At 74.8% G+C, this 17776-nt stretch carries 13 protein-coding genes; 3 read left to right on the top strand and 10 right to left on the bottom strand.

The features are described 5' to 3' along the window. The first annotated feature begins 5 nt into the window (after positions 1–5). A complete protein-coding gene (yczR, locus tag ACRAKJ_RS40245; protein WP_438922390.1) occupies positions 6–1466 on the top strand; it encodes a MocR-like transcription factor YczR in 1461 nt (486 codons plus the stop codon). Positions 1467–2206: 740 nt separating this feature from the next. Here yczR and ACRAKJ_RS40240 read toward each other — a convergent pair. From ACRAKJ_RS40240 to ACRAKJ_RS40205, 8 genes are all read right to left on the bottom strand, one after another. Then, the gene (locus tag ACRAKJ_RS40240) at positions 2207–3202 is read right to left on the bottom strand and encodes a hypothetical protein (RefSeq protein ID WP_438922389.1); all 996 of its coding nucleotides are present in this window, start codon (positions 3200–3202) and stop codon (positions 2207–2209) included. A 431-nt stretch (positions 3203–3633) separates the two neighbouring features. Further along, on the bottom strand, positions 3634–5430 hold the full coding sequence (locus tag ACRAKJ_RS40235; protein ID WP_438922388.1) for a CHAT domain-containing protein: 1797 nt from the start codon (positions 5428–5430) through the stop codon (positions 3634–3636). After that, positions 5427–5858 (bottom strand): hypothetical protein, encoded by a 432-nt coding sequence (locus ACRAKJ_RS40230; protein WP_438922387.1) that lies wholly within the window; start codon positions 5856–5858, stop codon positions 5427–5429. Before ACRAKJ_RS40230 ends, ACRAKJ_RS40235 begins: the two co-directional genes overlap by 4 nt. Then, complete coding sequence (locus tag ACRAKJ_RS40225) at positions 5855–6400, bottom strand: sigma-70 family RNA polymerase sigma factor (RefSeq protein WP_438922386.1); 546 nt, start codon at positions 6398–6400, stop codon at positions 5855–5857. The genes ACRAKJ_RS40230 and ACRAKJ_RS40225 overlap by 4 nt, the downstream gene beginning before the upstream one ends. 88 nt (positions 6401–6488) lie before the next feature. Continuing rightward, positions 6489–8666, bottom strand: coding sequence for an FtsX-like permease family protein (locus ACRAKJ_RS40220; protein ID WP_438922385.1), 2178 nt, complete (start codon positions 8664–8666; stop codon positions 6489–6491). A gap of 410 nt (positions 8667–9076) precedes the next feature. Further along, complete coding sequence (locus ACRAKJ_RS40215; protein WP_438922384.1) at positions 9077–11386, bottom strand: FtsX-like permease family protein; 2310 nt, start codon at positions 11384–11386, stop codon at positions 9077–9079. Next, complete coding sequence (locus tag ACRAKJ_RS40210; RefSeq protein ID WP_438922383.1) at positions 11383–12060, bottom strand: ATP-binding cassette domain-containing protein; 678 nt, start codon at positions 12058–12060, stop codon at positions 11383–11385. Before ACRAKJ_RS40210 ends, ACRAKJ_RS40215 begins: the two co-directional genes overlap by 4 nt. Further along, positions 12057–12581: a helix-turn-helix transcriptional regulator gene (locus ACRAKJ_RS40205; RefSeq protein ID WP_438922382.1), complete on the bottom strand. Its 525-nt coding sequence runs from the start codon at positions 12579–12581 to the stop codon at positions 12057–12059. The genes ACRAKJ_RS40210 and ACRAKJ_RS40205 overlap by 4 nt, the downstream gene beginning before the upstream one ends. Before the next feature lie 152 nt (positions 12582–12733). Between ACRAKJ_RS40205 and ACRAKJ_RS40200 the strand changes: the two genes are divergently transcribed. Then, positions 12734–13270, top strand: a complete 537-nt coding sequence (locus ACRAKJ_RS40200; RefSeq protein WP_438922381.1) for a CGNR zinc finger domain-containing protein — start codon at positions 12734–12736, stop codon at positions 13268–13270. Between the two features lie 9 nt (positions 13271–13279). Here ACRAKJ_RS40200 and ACRAKJ_RS40195 read toward each other — a convergent pair whose 3' ends face one another. Beyond that, a complete protein-coding gene (locus tag ACRAKJ_RS40195) occupies positions 13280–14536 on the bottom strand; it encodes a DUF445 domain-containing protein (protein WP_438922380.1) in 1257 nt (418 codons plus the stop codon). A 29-nt stretch (positions 14537–14565) separates the two neighbouring features. Here ACRAKJ_RS40195 and ACRAKJ_RS40190 point away from each other — a divergent pair, with 29 nt between their 5' ends. Then, positions 14566–15738 (top strand): pyridoxal phosphate-dependent aminotransferase, encoded by a 1173-nt coding sequence (locus ACRAKJ_RS40190; protein ID WP_438922379.1) that lies wholly within the window; start codon positions 14566–14568, stop codon positions 15736–15738. 47 nt (positions 15739–15785) lie between these two features. Here ACRAKJ_RS40190 and ACRAKJ_RS40185 read toward each other — a convergent pair whose 3' ends face one another. Next, positions 15786–17717, bottom strand: a complete 1932-nt coding sequence (locus ACRAKJ_RS40185) for an NACHT domain-containing protein (protein WP_438922378.1) — start codon at positions 17715–17717, stop codon at positions 15786–15788. Positions 17718–17776 lie beyond the last annotated feature (59 nt).

Here is a 17776-nt window from a genome sequence, read left to right as displayed (position 1 = left end):
GCCTCATGGGCACTGAAATCCCGCCAGGTGGACGTATTTCCGGGTTCCGCCTGGCGCGGCTGCTCGGCGAGTGGCGTCGCCGCGGTGCCCGGCAGGGTTCGGCCGACCTCGCCGCCGCGATCCGCCTGCTCGTGCTCGACGGCCGCCTGCCCGCCGGCACCCGGCTGCCCGCCGAGCGCGAACTGGCCGACGCGCTCCCCGTCAGCCGCACCATGATCACCGCGGCCCTCGACCAGCTGCGCGAGGAAGGGCTCGTCGCCAGCCGCCGCGGCGCCGGGTCGTGGATCAGCCTGCCCACCGGCGCGCTCGGCATCCTCCCCGACACCCCGCTCGTCGGGCACAGCATGGTCGACTTCGCCCGCGCCGCCCCGCCCGCGCTGCCCGGCGTGCTCGCCGCGTTCGACTCGGTGCGCCGCCGCCTGCCCGAGCACCTCGCCGACCACGGCTACTACGAGCACGGCCACCCCGACCTGCGCCGCGCCATCGCCGCCCGCTACGAAGCCCGCGGCCTGCCCACGTCACCCGACCAGATCGTGGTCACCAGCGGCGCGCAGCACGCGTTGGCCCTGGTCCTGCGCCTGCTCACCGGCCCGGGCGACCGGGTGCTCGTGGAGCAGCCGAGCTACCCGAACGCCCTGGACGCCATCAAGTCCGTGTCCGCCATCCCCGTCCCGGTGGCCATGACCGACACCGGCTGGGACCTCCCCGGCATCGCCGCCGCCCTCCGCCAAGCCGCGCCGCGCCTCGCGTACCTGGTCGTGGACTTCCACAACCCCACCGCGCACCGGCTGGACGCGGGGGGCAGGGCCGAACTGGCCGACACCGCCCGCCGCGCCCGCACCCCGCTCGTCGTCGACGAGACCGTCTACGAACTGGACCTCGACGGCGACCCGCTGGACGGACCACCGCCGATGGCGAAGTTCGCCGAGGACCTGGTCATCACCCTGGGCTCGGCGAGCAAGTCCCACTGGGGCGGCCTGAGGATCGGGTGGATCCGCGCCACCCCCGAGGTCGTCCACCGCCTGATCTCCACGAGGACCGCCCTCGACCTGGGGTCGGCGGTGGTCGACCAGCTGGTGCTGGCCGAGCTGCTCGCCGACCCGGACCCGGCGCTGCGCGAGCGGAGGGCGGAGCTGGCCGAGCGCCGCGACGTCCTCATGGCCGGCCTGCGCGAGCACTGCCCGACCTGGCGCTTCCGCCGCCCGGCCGGCGGGCTGAGCGTGTGGTGCGAGCTGGACGCGCCGGTCAGCACCCGGATAGCCGTCGTCGCCCAGAACCACGGCATCCGCCTGGCCCCGGGCGCCCGCTTCGGCGCCCACGGCGGGCTGGAGCGCTGGTTGCGCCTGCCGTTCGTCCAGCCGCCGGACGTGCTCCGGGACGCGGCGAAACGCCTGGGCCTGGTGGCGGCCTCGGTGACGGGGGTCGGCGTGCCGGTCGAATCGGACCTCGCCGTCCCGGTGGCCTGACCTGCGCTGATCCGCCCTGACCTGCGCCGCCCCCGATCCGCCCCCTTGGCCCGATCCTCCCTGCGCTGGCCCGACTCGGCCTGGTTCCGCTCGGTCGGCTCTCCGCTCGCGCTGGTCGGTCCAGCTTCGACCTGGCTTCCGCTCGACTCCTACCTCACCTTTCGCGCTCCTACCTGCTGCGGCTGACCCTGTCGCGCGGATGGGCGCGGGGGGCGGCGCTGGTGGGCTGCGGGTGGGGGGCAGGCGGTGGTGTGGCAGGTGGTGGTGCGGTGGGCTGGCGGTGGGTGGGCTGGCGGTGGGGCGGCGGTGGTGGCTGGTGGGTTGGGGGGTGGTCGCTCGGGGATTCCTCATGTCAACCGATGAGCGAGACCCCGTTTACGTACATGTTCGGGGCGATGATCACCCGATCGTGTGTCCCGTCGGGTTCCGGCACAGCCCCTCGATGAGCCGGAACCCGACGGCGGTGGTAGGACCTGCGGCGGGGGACGCTCCAGGGATTGGCGTCCCCTGCCGCAGGTTCCTGTGCGGTCCCGATCGCCGCGGGGGCAGCGCTGCGACGGGACCTTCACCCGTTCGTGCCGGGGCGCGGTCGGCAGGAACGGGGAGCTTTGGGGGGTGGTGCTGGGGTGTGCGTCAGCGCTCGGGCGCTGCGTGGAGGACATCCGCACGGCTCATGAGCAGGTGCGGGAACGCGAGGTCACCGGGGTGTCGCCCGGACGGGCAGACCGGTGCCGTGGTGCTCAGTCGGGTGACGTGCTGGGCAGCCCGGGGATGCTGCCCGGGGACCGCCGGTCGTTCCGCCGCTCCACCGCCAGCGCGGTGAGCGGGTACGGCGTCGACTCGGTGGTGAACGACGCGATCACGCCGCCGCGGTGGCCGCCACCGCTGTCGGTGGTGCTGTTCGACGACGCGCTCGGCGCGGCGGGCGCGTGCTTCGGCGCGGGCGCGGGGGCGCTCGGTTCCGGCGCCTCCCAGATCACCTCGGCGTTCGCCGCGACCGGGGACGTCGCCGTCACCTGCTGGAACGCGGCGATCGGCGAGGCCACCCACGGGTCCGTCCGGGGAACGGCCACCGGTTCGAGGGCTGCCGGCTCGGGTGCCGCCGGTTCGGCCGCGGGCGGGGCGAGGGGCACCGACACCGCGGCTTCCCTCGCCGCCACCTTGGCGGCCACCTTCGCCTCGTACGCGGCCACGGGCATCACGTTGCTCGCCCGACCCGAGTAGGTGTAGCCGGAGAAGCCGCTGTGCTCGGCCTCGTAGTCGTAGTCGTAGTCGTACGGCTGCTCGTCCGCCGCCTCGACCTCGAAGGAGGGCGCGGCGGAGAGCGGGGACGACCCCAGTTGGGCGGGGCCCAGCGCGGCGGTGCCGGTCAGGCTGTGCGCCGACAGGCCGCTGTCGGTCAGGGCCTGCGCGGTCAGACCGCCCTGGGCCAGGTCGAACAGCGGGTTCTCCACCGGGTGCCGGGGCACGTCGAGGACCGTCGGGAACAGGTCGGACACCGCCAGCGGGTCGTGGTCCGGCAGCGCGGCGGCCAACTGCTCGATGGCCGACGCGTGCTGCTCGTCCACGGTGGTGTTCACCGCGTCGAGGGCCGTCGACACCTCGTCCGGGTGATCCGCGGCGTCCGCCGAGGCGGAACCCGCGCACGTCAACCACGCCGCCGTCGCCAGTCCGCCCACCGCGAGCGCCCGCAGCAGCAGCGACCCGCTGCGGCGCACCGCGTCGGAGACTGCCACTGCTGATCACCACCGTTCCGGGTGAGGCGAACGGGACGGACCGTTCGAGGTCGACGTTGTGCTATGTCTAGCACTGGTCACCTGATTTTCGAACGTTCTCGCGCGGAACCCACTCGGAAGGGCGGTGTGGTGCGGCTGTCCGGGTTGTCGTACCCGTCCGTGAACACCGTCCGTCGTACCCACCGCATCGGGTGAAGAACCCTCGCGTCCGCTGTGGACGGACCGGCGATCGTCCGAACGCGACGGTCCACATCGCTCCCTGCTGCATGAACTGCGGTGGGCTGGGGTGGAGCGCAGGACCGCGGTGATCGTCGCCGAGGGCTCCGTTACCCCCGAAGTGATTCAACCGTTCGGGTGAGCGAGTACTGGGCGGGCCGGGTGATCCGAACGTCGCTCGCGTTGGTGCCCGAGCCAGGTCCCGGTGCACGCGTTCACCCGGCCCCGACGCAGACGAAGCCGAGGTCACCGTGCTTCGCCTGCGCATCGGCGAGCGCCTGCGCCGGCCGGTCCAGGCCCGCGTGCAGGTCGATCATCAGGTCCACCACGCGGCGGTCGTCGGGCACGACCCGGACGCTCTCCACCACGACCCGCGCCCCGCGCCGCAGCAGCACGCGCCCCAGGTCGGACGCGCACGACGACAGCACGACCACCGCCGGCACGCGCGGCAGGGCGGCGAAGTCGTGCCCGTGCAGCGGGCCGTCGTCGAGGTGCAGGTGCGAGAACGGCTCGTCCCGGTGCACGCCGTGCGCCGCGACGTGCAGGACGTCCGCGTCGAGCATGCAGTGCAGCGTTTCGTCCACAGTGGAGCGGAATCGGCCGCCGTGCCGCCGCCGCAGCACGTCGACCTCGTACCGGGCGTGCCGCAGGTCGGGACCGGCCACCCACAGCCGGTCGGCCACGGCCAGTGGCCGCTGGTCCGCGCGGAACCAGCAGGTCGCCGACGGCGCGGTCGACACGGCACGCCCCCGCGCGGACGGCAGCGCGGCCCACGGCACCCGCGCCAGCTCCGGGCTCGGCACGACCACCAGCGGTCGGTCGCCCGCCGGGCGCAGCAGCCGGTCCAGCCCGGCCACGGCCTGCGGCGCGTCCGCCAGCGACAGCGCGCGGACGTGCCGGGCGGTGGCCGCCGCCTCGCCGAAGTCGTGCAGCCGCACGCGCCCGGCCGCGACGGACACCGCGACCAGCCTGCCCCGGTGGCTGAGGAAGACCAGCAGGGCGTGGTCGCCCAGCGCGTCGACCACGTCGGTCAGCGGCACGGCGCGCTGCGCCGACCCGGCCCGGGAGAGGCGGCGGATCTCGCGTTCCAGCAGGGCGACGCGGGCGTGGTCGGCCCGGGCGCGGGCGCGGCGGAGTTCGGCGCCGGCGTCCGCGGCCTCCGGGGTGGGCACGGGCTCGGGGGTGCGGCGGCGCTCGCTCCACCGCCACGCGGAGCGGGCGTCGCGACTGGTCAGGGCGTGGTCGAGGGCGATGTCCACCAGGTCTCCACGGGTGTCGGGTTCGTGCAGCGCGAGTCCCGCGCGGCAGGCGGCGACGGCGTCGCGCCGGGTGGTCGCGAGGCGGGCGCGGGCGAGCCAGCCGATGGCCCTCGCCCGGTCGGTGCCCCGGTGCCTGCGGGCCGCCGCCTGCTCGGGGGCGTGGGTGAGGCGCAGATCGGCGGCGTCGTCGTGGTGGCCGTACCGGTCGCACGCGTCGGCGACGGTGATGGCGGTAGCGGCGATGGTGGTGGTAACGGCGGTGGCGGATGGGGTGGAGGTGGCGGCGATGGTGGCGGCGGTGGCGGATGGGGTGGCGGTAGCGGCGGAGGTGGTGGCGGCGGATGGGGCGGGGGCGGCGGCAGAGGTGGTGGCGGTGGTGGAGGAAAGGGCGGCGGTGGGGGAGTCGGGGTTGCCCGCCAGCAGGGCTACGGCTTGGGCCGCCGGTACCCAGGTCGGGTCGTGCTCGCGGAACAGGGCTTCGGCGTCGGTGGCCAGGGCGAGGGCGGTCGTGCGGTCGCCCGCGCGCAGGGCGCACCGGGCGGCGAGCAGCAGGGCTTCGGGCAGGCGCGAGGCCACGGCCGGGCGGAGGACGGCGGTCGCGTCGCGGACCAGGCCGGTGGTGAGGAGGGAGCGGGCGAGGGTGAGGGTGCGGACGGCGCGCTCGCGGTAAGCCGCCTCGTGGGTGTCGGGCTCGTGGGTGTCGGGCTCGTGCCGGTCGGGGGTGCGAGGGGTGGGGCTCCTGTGGGCGGTCACGCGGTGAACCACGGGGTCGTCAGGTCGTGGCTCGGGCCGGTCAGCACGAACCTGATCGGGCCGGACGGGACGTGGTCCGCGTGGAACCAGCCGGAGGGGTCGACCTGGACCCTGGTCTCGCTGCCCGGCCTGCACACCAGGACCACGCCGGCGCGGGTGGTGGGGCTGGTCAGGCCCGTGGCGTGCAGGCCGGTCTCCCCGTGGTCCAGGTGCAGGTCCAGGCCGGCGAAGCGGAGCGTCCTGGTGGCGCCGCGCCCGCGCACGCCCGGCGGGGTGGTGCGCGCCGAGTCGGTGAGCAGGCGCATCGGCAGGGCGTCGGTGCGCTCGGCCAGGGCGGACCTGGCGTGGTGGGCCAGGACCTCGGGGATCGGGTCGAGCCGGTCGACCAGGTGGGCCAGGGCGTCGAGCAGCTCGCGGTCCGTGCTCACCGGGCCACCTCCACGCCGAGGCGGCGGCGCAGCACCGCGAGGCAGCGGGCGCGGGTGGGGCCCAGGCTGTTGAGCGGGACACCGACCGCCTCCGCCACCTGGGAGAACGACAGCTCCGGCGCGAAGGCAGCCAGCCTCAGCACCTCGCGGCAGCGGTCGGTCAGGGTGGCGTAGGCGAGCCAGAGCCTGGTGCGGGTCTCGTTCGTCAGCGCGGAGTGCTCGGGTGTCACCCCGTCGTCCGGCACGTCCCAGACCTCGCCCGGGGCCTCGCGACCGCGCAGCCGCAGCACGGCCAGCGACTCGTGCCGGGCGGTGGTGACGAGCCACGCGCCCAGCCGGTCCGGGTGGTGGATGCGCTGGAGGTTCTCGGCGAGCGCGAGCCACGTGGTCTGGCAGACGTCCGCCGCGTCGTCGGGCGCCAGGCGGTGCGACCGGGGCACCGCCCAGACGAGCCGGACGTAGCGGCGGACGAGCTCCTGCCACGCGGACCGGTCGCCCCGGTGGGCGAGGGTCAGCAGTTCGGCGTTCTGTCGATCATGCACGCACCACAGGAGCGTGCGGTCTGACCTGCGGATACCCGAGCCGCACGATGGAGTGGTATCGGGAACCGAAGATCGTTTCGGTGCGTCGTTACTCGGTTCGCAAGCCGCTCGGGTGGATCGCCGAGCGCAGCGCGGGCAGCGTGCACGCCGACACCACGAGCACGATGACCGCGGCCGCGGCGACCGTGGTGGCGATCTCGCCCCAGTCGACGCGGAACAGGTCGGCGGGCACCACCAGCCACGCCGTGCCCAGGCCGATCGGGATGGCCAGGGTGGTGCCGAGGGCGGTCGGGATGGCCGACTGCCACAGCGCCGACAGGACGAGCACCCGCCGCGGCACGCCGTTCGCGGCGAGCACGGCGGTGGGCCGGCGGCGTTCCACCACCTGGTCGACCGCCGCCGCCGCCAACCCGATCACGGCCAGCAGCGTGAGCAGCACCGACCCGCCGATCACGCCGCTGCGCAGCGACCGGAACAGCTCCACCTGCCCGGCCTGGAACTCGGCGCGGCGCAGCGTGACGCCCCGGTCGACGCGGCCCGTCGCGGACAGCAGGCGGTCGGCGAACGACGCGTCCGGGTCGCCGCGCACCACCAGCTCGGACGGGGTGGCGGACGCCAGCACGGGGTCCGCGCCGTCCGCGACCAGCAGGCCGCGCGGCCCCACGTCGGTGGTCCGGTAGCGCGGGACGGTCCACTCGCGGCCGTTGACGGTGAGCTTCGTGCCCGGCGCGGGACCCGGTCCCCGCAGGTAGGCCGAGCCGGGGGCGCAGTCGGTGACGTCCAGGCGCTCGGCGATCTCCGCGCAGTCCGTGCTGGTGATGAACGTGACCCGGTCGGCGAGGTGCGTGCGGACCTCGCTGACCCGCCGCACACCGCCGGTCAGCGCGATCGCCTCCTCCAGGGAGCGCACCGGGGTGTGCGGGGACAGCTGGAGCACCCAGCGGTCCGGGGTCCGGCTCGGCGGGGCCGCGGTGAACTGGGCGGCGACGCCGAGCAGCACCTGGAGGGTGAGCGAACCGGCCAGGACCACCACCACCCCAGACAGGACGCGCGGCGTGCCGTCGTCGAACCGCAGCGTGCGCAGGGCCAGGAGTCGGGGCACGTTCTCCGGTTCGACGCCGTGCGCGACCCTGGCGACCAGCCACGGCAGCACCGCGCCCGTGCCCGCCAGGACCAGGGCGATGCCGAGGCCCAGGCCGAGCGCGAGGGGCGTGTCCGACATGAACCCCCGGAACGTCCCGGTCGCGGACAGCACGACGACGACCGCCGCGCCGACGCCGATCAGCGCGAACCGCCACCACGCGCGGCGCACCGGGATCTCGGCGGTGCGGTGCGGGCCGAGCGGCCCGACCTCCTCGGTGCGCAGGGCCAGCAGCGCGGACAGCACCGCCACCACCGGTACGCCGAGCGCGATCAGCACGCCCAGCAGCGGGTCGGGCAGCAGGTCCGTGGGGAAGAAGCCGACGCCCTCGACCTCGATGAACCGGGCGAGCGGGCGCACGGCGAAGAACAGCGCGACGCCGACCAGCAGGCCGAGGACGGCCCCGGTCAACGTCTCGCCGCCGGCGATCCAGCGGACCTGGGTGCGGGACGCGCCGACCAGGCGGATCGCGGCGAGGCGCCGGGCGCGGCCCGTCGCGCCGAGGCGGGTGGCGACCAGGACGAAGATCCCCAGCGGCACGAGGAGCGCGCTGATCGCGGCGACCACCAGCAGGCGGTAGACCGGCAGCAGGGTCGCCTCCGGGAGGTCGCCGCCGAACCCGGTCGCGAGCACGGCGTCGGCCTCGCTGGACGGCGGGAGGCCCGCGTAGAACAGCAGCGACTTGGGGCGGGGCAGGCCCGCGTCGGCGATGACGCCGATGACGCTCTCCGGGAAGCGCGCGCGGACCGCGTCGTCGGAGAGCATGAGGTCGAGCAGTTCGGGGGAGACGACCAGCTCGCCCGGCCCGGGGATGCGGCCCACGCCGGGCGGCGCCGGCGCGTCCGGGGTGGTGGCGGCCAGCTCCACGCCGCGGATGGTGCGGCCCTGCCAGGTGACGGTGACCTGCCGCGACTTGAGGGTGGGCCGGTCGCCCCCGGCGGTCAGGGCCGCGTCCTGCACGCGCTGCGACTTGGCCTCCCGGGCCGGGCCGACGGAGGCCGCGAGCAGGAGGACCGCGACGCCCAGGCCGACGCCCGCCGCGGTGAGCGCCAACCTGGCCCACGACGTCCGGCTGCCCCCGACGGCCAGTCGGACGCCCAGGACCAGGTCGGCGGCCCACCTCATCGGAGCGCGCCCCGTGCGCTCCGGTCGCCCGCCTCGGTGTGCGGGACGTCGTGGGGGTGTTGGTGGGGAGAAATCGTCACACCTCTTCAGACGCTCGGAAGGCCGTTCGCGTGGCCTGCTTCCGCCGACCTGATCACGGTCCGGCGGAACAGGGCGGTGGAACAGGGCGGCGTGGACGGGGCGTGGAGGGAGTGGCGGGGACGGCGCGGCGTGGATGGGGTGGCGCGGACGGGGCGGCGCGGACGGGGTGGCGCGGACGGGGTGGCGCGGACGGGGTGGCGTGGACGGCGCGGCGTGGATGCGGGGGGCGGCTGAGGGGTAGGCGGTGGCTGGGGAGTGGGCGGTTGGGGGTGGGCGGCGCCGCCGCCGGGAGTCGGGGGGCTGGTCGGGGCGGCGCCGGATCGGGGTGGCTACTCCGAGCGCAGGCCCAGGGCGCCGGTGGCGCGGTACAGGGACGGCAGGGAGGCGATCGTCACCGCCACCACCAGGAAGGCGGCCGCGCCGGAGAGCAGGGCTATGCCCGGCCAGTCGAGGACGATCGGCTCGGAGATGATCCGCAGCAGGAGGACCGCCAGGCCACCGCCCACCGCGACCGCCACCACCAGGGCCAGCAGGAGCGGCACGGCGTTCTGCCACAGCAGCGAGCGACCCAGCGCGCCCCGCGGGACGCCGCTGGCGGCCAGCACCGCCAGGGGCCGGCGGCGTTCGCGGACCTGTTCCAGCGCCATGACCAGGAGGCTCGCGCCCGCCAGGAGGAGGGTGATCAACGACCCCGCCAGCAGGCCCTGCCGGATGCTGCGGAACTGCTCGACCTGGCGCGGGACGCCGGTCTCGCCGAAGTACGAGGTGTAGGTGCGCCACGTCATCGGGGCCAGGGCGTTGCGCACGTGCTCCGCGATGTCCGGTTGCGCCGGGTCGACGAGCACGACGATCGTGGAGTGGTCCGCGGTCGGCGGCACGTCGCCCAGCGCCGCCGGGGTGAGCATCAGGCCGAACCAGCGGTCGACCGTGTTCTCGATCCCCTCCACCACGGTGAACGGCGGCACGACCCAGTCGCGGACGCGCTTCTCGTCCTCGCCGTACCCCTGGGTGATCGTGGCCCGCTGACCCGGTTCGAGCGGCTGGTAGTCAGGTTCGTACGTCGTGCCGGGGTCGTCCGCGACGAAGAACGCGTCGCCGTCCCGGCACGACGGCAGGACCGCGCGGGTGCGCAGCGCCTCGCACGTGCCGACGGTCGCCCCCTGCTGGTCGGTCCCGCCCCGGGTGAACTGCACGGACCGCAGGGAGTGCACCCGCTCCACGCCCACCGAGCGCTCCAGCAGGCCCACGACCTGCTGCGTCATCTCGGGTGGCGCGTCGCGCACGCGGACCAGCATCCGGCCCTCGTCCACCTCCGACACGGGCCGGTCGACGAGCCTGCTCTCCGCGCTCGCCATCACCGACTGGAGCGCGATGCCGCCGGCCAGGACCACCGCCACGCCGCCCACGACGCGTGCCGCCGTGCCGCTCTCCAGTTGGAGCCGGCGGATCGCCAGCTGCCAGGACGGCGCCCCGCCGCGCAGCCGGCCCACGACCCGCTCGACCACCCACGGCAGCAGCACGGGGATGCCGAGCAGCAGCATCATGATGCCGCCGATCACGGCGGCCTCCGACACGTCGGCCTCCTCGCCGCCCAGCGCGCCGGTCTGCGTGAGCAGCGCCGCCGAGCCGATGAAGATCGGCAGCGTCCGCCACCACAGCACGCGGCGGACCGGCTTCGTGCGGCGCACCACGCCCAGCGGCTCGACGACCGTGCGGCGCATCGCCACCACGGAGGTCACCACCGCGAGCACCGGCACCAGCACGCCGATCAGCACCGCGAGCGGCAACGACGGGGTCAGGTCGCTCCCGAACACGCTGATGCCGAGGAGCCGGAGGTCCTCCACGAACAGCCGGCCGAACAGGAACAGCGCCACGCCCACCGCCAGGCCGACGAACGCGCCCAGCAGCGCCTCGCCCGCCGCGATCCGCCGCACGCGCTGCGCGCCCGCCCCGACCAGCCGCAGGGCCGCCAGCCTCCGGTCGCGCTCGGCGCCCGCGAGCCGGGTGCTGATCCCGACGAACACCAGCACCGGGAACAGCAGCGCCACCACGCCGACCATGACCAGCAGCAGGAGCACCGGGTCCAGCTCGCGCTCCCGCAGCTCGCCGCCGAACGCGACGACCGCCGACTCCGGGTCCCGCTGCACGGTCGCGTCGCCCGCGTAGAACACCTTGTCGTGCGGCGCGTTCAGGCCCTCCCGGCCGATGGTGCCGACCACCCGCTGCGGGAACCGGTCGCGCAGCAGCTCGCCCTCGGGCGACGCCAGCAGCTCGGCCAGCGCGGGCGACAGGAACACCTCGCCGTCGCCGGGCACCCCCGGCACGCCCGGCGGCACCGGCGCGGCGGCCCCCTCGGGCAGCAGGTACCACCCCGAGAGCGTCTCGCCCCGGTACTCGGTGTTGTAGAACGCCCGGTAGAGCACGTCCCGCCCGTCGACGGACCCGGCCTGCACGGCCTCGCCGGCGGCCGACCGCGCACCGCGCTCCGCCAGGATCGTCGTCATCGACGACGCGACCAGCAGCACGGCCACGCCGATGCCGATGCCGGCGCCGGTCAGCGCGAGGCGGACCCACGACGTGCGCCCGCCGCCCGTGGCCAACCGGACGCCGAGCGCCAGGTCGGACAGCCACCGCTTCACCTGGCCGGCTCCATCTCGCGCGAACGGCCGTCGCGCACCACGACCTCGCGGTCGGAGTAGGCGGCCACCCGCGCCTCGTGCGTCACCAGCACCACCGCGGCGTCGGTCTCCTTCGCCGCGCTGACCAGCAGCTGCATCACCCGCTCGCCGTTGAGCGAGTCGAGCGCGCCGGTCGGCTCGTCGGCGAACACCACGCGGGGCCCCGTCACCAGGGCGCGCGCCACGGCGACGCGCTGCCCCTGGCCGCCGGAGGTCTCGCCGGGCCGCTTGTCCGCGACGTCGGCGACCTCCAGCCGCTCCAGCCACTCGCGGGCCCGCGACTCGGCCTCCTTGCGCTTGACCGAACCCAGGCGCAGCGGCAGGGCCACGTTCTCCAGGCAGCTCAGCTCCGGCACCAGCTGCCCGAACTGGAACACGAACCCGAAGTCGGTGCGCCGCAGCTCGCTGCGCGCGCCGTCGCCCATCGCGCTCAGCTCCGCGTCGCGGTACCGGACGACGCCCGAGTCGGGGGTCAGGATGCCCGCCAGGCAGTGCAGCAGCGTCGACTTGCCGGAGCCCGAGGGCCCCATGACGGCCACGACCTCGCCCGCGTTCACCCGCAGCCCGGCGCCGTCCAGCGCGGGGGTGGGGCCGAACGACTTGCGCAGGTCGACCGCTTCCAGGATCGGGTTCACCGGGTCACCGCCGTCTTCAGCAGGCCGAGGCGCGCGGCGGTGAGCTCCAGCCAGCGCAGGTCGGCTTCGAGGTGGAACAGGGCGTGGTCGCAGATCAGCTGGTCGGCGAGGTCGCCGTCGGCCTTCCGCTTCGTCAGCTCGCGCATCGTGGCCAGGTGCGAGGCGCGCTGGACGTCGAGGACGTCGTCGGCGCTGCGGCCGGACAGCAGGGCGAGCACGACCTTCGCGTAGAGCGTGTTCTGGAGGTAGGGCTCGGGCTTCTCCGGCGTGCCCAGCCACTGCTCCACGTCGGTGACGCCCGCGTCCGTGATGGCGTACCGCTTGCGCTCCGGCCCGTCGCCCGCCTCGACGCCGGCCTCCTCGACGAGGCCGTTGCGGAGCAGGCGGGACAGCGTGGTGTAGACCTGCCCGTAGTGCAGCGGCCGGTCCTGGCCGAAGCGCTCGTCGTAGGCCCTCTTCAGGTCGTACCCGTGGCGAGGGCCCTTCTCCAGCAGGCCCAGCAGGGTGTGTCCGATCGACATGGGACCGACTATACACACGGTGTATACACCGGGTTCATAGCCCGATCGGAGGAATGGGGTCACTGCTCCGAACGGGCAACCGGGGTAACCGGTGAACTGTGGTCGGCGGTTACTTCGCCACATCGGGGCAAATCGACGCCTACAGTGGAGGGGTGACTGGTCTGGCGGCCGGCTGGGACCACGCAGCTCTTGCGCAGGGTCGAGCCGGCGATGCGGAACACGATGTGGAGCTGCTGCTCGCCTTCCTCAACACCCGGGACCTCGAACTCGGCACCGACGTCCTGGACAGCGCCGCCGCCTGGCGGGCGTGGGTCACCGAACGCGGCCTGGGCGCACCCGGCGACCTGACCGAGGTCCAGGCCGCCCGCGCCTCGCTGCGGGCCTCCCTCGGGGAGCGGCACGAGGGCCCGGACCCCACCCCCGCCGCAGGGCTCGTCCGGGTCGACCTCAGCCGCGGGGTGCCCACCATGTCCGGTGCCGACGCCCTGGGCGCGGTGCTCGGCGCGGCGGCGCGGCTCGCGGTCCTCGGGTCGTGGGAGCGGTTCAAGATCTGCCAGGCGGACGACTGCCGCTGGGCGTTCTTCGACCGCTCCCGGAACCGCTCGCGCACGTGGTGCTCGATGCAGACGTGCGGCAACCGGGAGAAGGCGCGCAACTGGCGGGAGCGGCGCGCGCTCAGCGTGACCTGAGGCCCGTCCTCACGTCACCAGCCGGCCGACGGTGTAGATCGCCAGGCCGGCGAGCGCGCCCACCACCGTGCCGTTGATGCGGATGAACTGGAGGTCGCGCCCCACCTGGAGCTCGATCTTGCGCGACGTCTCCTCGGCGTCCCAGCGCTCGACGGTGTCGGTGATCAACGTGGTGATCTCGTCGCGGTAGTGGGTCACCACGTACCCCGCCGCGCCCTCCAGCCAGCCGTCGACCTTGGCGCGCATCGACTCGTCCGCGACCAGCCGCGCGCCGAAGGACACCAGGCCCTCGCGCACCCGGCGGCGCAGCTCGGACGACGGGTCCTCGGCGGCGTCGAGCAGCATCTTCTTCGCCGTGCCCCACGCCGACCCGATGAGCCGCTGCACGTCGGGGTGGCCGACGACCTGCTGCTTGACCTGCTCGGCGCGCTGCATCGTGGCCGGGTCCGTCCGGAGGTCGGAGGCGAACTCGACCAGGAACTGGTCGACGGCCTGTCGCATCGGGTGGTTGACGTCGGTCTTCACCGCCCAGGCGAAGTTCAGCAGCTCGGTGTAGACCTTGTCGCCCAGCATCGAGTCGACGAACCTCGGCGACCACGACGGCGCGCGGTCCGACACCACGCCCATGACCTTGTCGTAGTTGTCGCGCACCCAGTCGTACGCCCGGTCGCACATGAGGTCCACGAGCTTGTGGTGCGCGCCGTCGCCCAGCACCTGCCCGAGCAGCGTGCCCAGCGGCGGGCCCCACGGCCGGTCCACGAGCCGCCGCACGACCGCCTGCTCGACGACCGCCTGCACGTCCTCGTCCCGCAGCACGGTCACCGCGCCCTTGACGACGTTGGCCAGCTCGGACGTGACGCGCTCGGCGTTCTCCGGCTTGACCAGCCACTCGCCGAGCCGGCGGCCGACGCCGACCCGGCGCAGCTTGTCCTTCACCACCGCCTCGGCCAGGAAGTTCTGCCCGACGAACGACCCGAGCGCGTCGCCGAAGGTGTCCTTGCGGGTCGGGATGATCGCGGTGTGCGGGATGGGCAGGCCCAGCGGCCTGCGGAACAGGGCGGTCACCGCGAACCAGTCGGCGAGCGCGCCCACCATGCCCGCCTCGGCGGCGGCGCGGACGTACCCGACCCAGGCCGGTCCGCCCTCCTCGAAGAGCAGGGCGACGACGAAGATCACGGTGGCCGCGAGGAAGAAGCCCGTCGCCACGAGCTTCATCCGGCGCAGGCCCTGGCGCTTGAGCTGGTCAGCGGCGGTCAGTTGCTCCACACCGCCATTGTCCGTGAAGATTCGGAGTCGTGCGGGAACCAGCGCTCGTGACCAGGATGAGGCCGTTCACCTCGACGATCTTCGCGGAGATGACCGCGTTGGCGAACCGGACGGGCGCGGTGAACCTCGGGCAGGGGTTCCCGGACACCGACGGCCCCGCGTCGATGCTGCGGGTGGCCAAGGAGTCGATCGACGCGGGCCTCAACCAGTACCCGCCGGGGCCGGGCACGCCGGAGCTGCGGCAGGCGGTCGTCGAGCACCGCGCCCGCTACGGCACCCACTACGACCCCGACACCGAGGTCCTGGTCACGGTCGGCGCCACCGAGGGCATCGCCGCCGCGCTGCTCGGGCTGGTCGAGCCCGGCGACGAGGTCCTGCTGGTCGAGCCGTACTACGACTCGTACGCGGCGTCCGTGGCGCTGGCCGGCGCGACCCGGCGGTCCGTGGGCCTGGTCGAGGAGCCCGGCACCGGCCGCCTGGGGCTGGACGTCGCGGCCCTGCGCGCCGCGGTCACGCCGAGGACCCGGGCGGTCCTGGTCAACTCGCCGCACAACCCGACCGGCACCGTGTTCACCCGCGACGAGCTGGCCGCCGTCGCGCGGCTGTGCGTCGAGCACGACCTGGTCGCGATCACCGACGAGGTCTACGAGCACCTGGTGTTCGACGACCGCGAGCACGTGCCGCTGGCGGCGTTCCCCGGGATGCGGGAGCGGACCGTGACGATCTCCGGCGCGGGCAAGTCGTTCAACTGCACGGGCTGGAAGATCGGCTGGGTGTGCGCGCCCGCCGCGCTGGTGGGCGCGGTGCGGGCGGCGAAGCAGTTCCTCACGTTCGTGGGCGGCGCGCCGTTCCAGCCCGCCGTGGCGCACGCCCTGCGCCACGAGCTGGGCTGGGTGGCCGACCTGCGCGCGTCGCTGGAGGACAAGCGGTCGCGGCTGTCGGCGGGGCTCGCCGAGGCCGGGTTCGCGGTGCGGCCCAGCGAGGGCACCTACTTCATCACCGCGGACGTCCGGCCGCTCGGCTTCACCGACGGCCTCCAGCTGTGCCGGGAGCTGCCGGGGCGGATCGGCGTCGCGGGCGTGCCGGTGCAGGTGTTCACCGACCACCCCGAGGCGTGGCAGCACCTCGTGCGCTTCGCGTTCTGCAAGCGCGACGAGGTGCTGGACGAGGCGATCCGGCGGCTGCACGGGCTGCGCCCCTGACCCCTGACCCCTGACCGCTGCCGGCCCGGCTGCCTGACCCCTGACCGCTAGGCGTCGGACTTCACCGGCCGGCGGGTGTCGGCGGCCAGCCGGTCCTGCACCAGGGCGTGCCGGAACTGGTAGGCCGCGCCCGCCTGCCGCAGCACGCCGAGCTTGCGCGCGTCCTCCAGGAACACGGTCAGCTCCCACGGCAGCTTCCCGCGCAGCGCGAGCCAGATCCGCGCGACCGTGTACCACCACCAGCGCAGGTGCAGCACGGACAGCGTGAAGCCGAGCATCAGGCCGCACGCCAGGCCCAGCCCGACCATGCCCGTCTGGTACGGCCCGAACACCAGGCCCGCCGCCGCGCCGAACACCACGGCCAGCACCAGCGAGCCGGTCCACACGGCGACCCGGTCGCGCGTCATCGTCCACTTCGGACTGGACGGGTGGCTCAGCTCGGCGGTGCTGCCCAGCGCGAACCGCAGGGCCACCGCCACCGCGATGCCCAGCCCGACGACCAGGCCCGCGGACAGCCCGTACAGGGCGCCGAACACCAGGCCGGCCGCCCCGCCGAGCACGCCGCTGACCACGACCAGGCTGCGCCACACCCCGAGCCGGGGCTTGCGCTCGCGCTGCCCGGACGCGTACAGCGCGGCCACCGCGACCGCCAGCCCGGCCACCAGGCCGGTGACCGGGGCCAGGTCCGGCGTGCTCGCGTACGCCATCAGCCACATCACGCCGAAGCCGCCGATCAGGCCCAGCACCAGCGCGCCGAGGAACGCCAGCCACGTGCGGCCGACCGCGCGCCGCAGGTCCCACCAGCCCAGTTCGCGCACGCCGCGCGCGTGCATCTCGCGGGCCAGGAACGCGAGCCACCGCCGTGCCCGGTCCTGCGGCCACACCTGGCTGGCCCGGACCCGGTGCGCCGCGCCCCGGTCGCCGAACGCGCCCGTGACCAGGGCGTCCACCAGGTGCTCCTCGACGGTGCGGCGGTCCGGGAAGCGGGTGCGGTCGAGCAGCTCGCTCGGCTCGCCGTGGGCGTACGCGCCGGCCGCGAGCCACACCGCGAGGGGCGTCGACAGCGCCTCGGCGAGCCGCCCGTCCGGCTCGTCGCGCAGGTGCAGGAAGATCGGCTCCCAGCGGGCCGCCGCCACCGGGTCCGAGGTGGACCGCAGGTAGCCCGCGATCTCCTCGTGGTCGAGCGGCTGGAGCTGCACCACGTGCGCGGCCACGACCTCCGCCCCGGTCTCCTCGAACTCGTCCGCCCGGCAGGTCAGCACCAGCGGGACGGTGTGCGGGAACGCCCGGTTGATGCGGTCCACGGCGTCCGCGCGGCGGTCGGCCGGGACCTGGTCGAGGCCGTCGAGCACCGGGAACACGCGCCGCTGCTCGACCAGCAGGTCACCCGCGTAGCTGCCGTACAGCTCGGTGTTGCGCAGCGCCGGGTGGTCCTCGTACAGGCGGCGGGTCATCCAGGTGCGCACGTCCTCCGCGTCCGGGTCCCAGGTGGACAGCGGCAGCAGGAACGGCACCGGCGCGCCGTCGGCGTGGCGGTCGAGCATGCCGAGGGTGAGCAGCATCACCGTCGTGCTCTTGCCCGCGCCGGCCTCGCCGAGGAACACCATGCGGCTGCTGCGCAGGAACGAGCCCACGACGGCGTCGCTGTGGCCCGGCTCGCCCTCGACCGCGCTCCAGTGCAGGTCGAGGAGGTGCTCGGACAGCCCGCGGGCGCGGCACTCCTCGTTCCACTGGCCGCGCAGGGCCTTGACGAGGTCGTTCGCGGCGGCGTCGAGGTTGGCGTCGGTGGCGAGGCCCGCGGCGCGCTTGCGGTGCAGCCACGGGTCCAGCGCGGCGAGCAGCGCCAGGAACCCGAGGGCCAGACCGGTCAGCCACAGGTCCGGGTCGATGCCGTGGTCGGTCACGAAGAGGCCGGCCACCGCGAGGACGGCGGCCAGCACGCACCCGATCAGCACGGCCCGTTGGCGGAATCTGGACACCTGGGCATCATGGCGGACCGGTCACCGAAGGTGGCGACGCGGTCACCCCTGTGTCGTGC

This window comes from Saccharothrix sp. DSM 118769 (genome assembly GCF_052936295.1).
The sequence above is the reverse complement of the archived record's forward strand: the minus strand, read 5'-3'. Positions and strand labels throughout refer to the sequence as shown.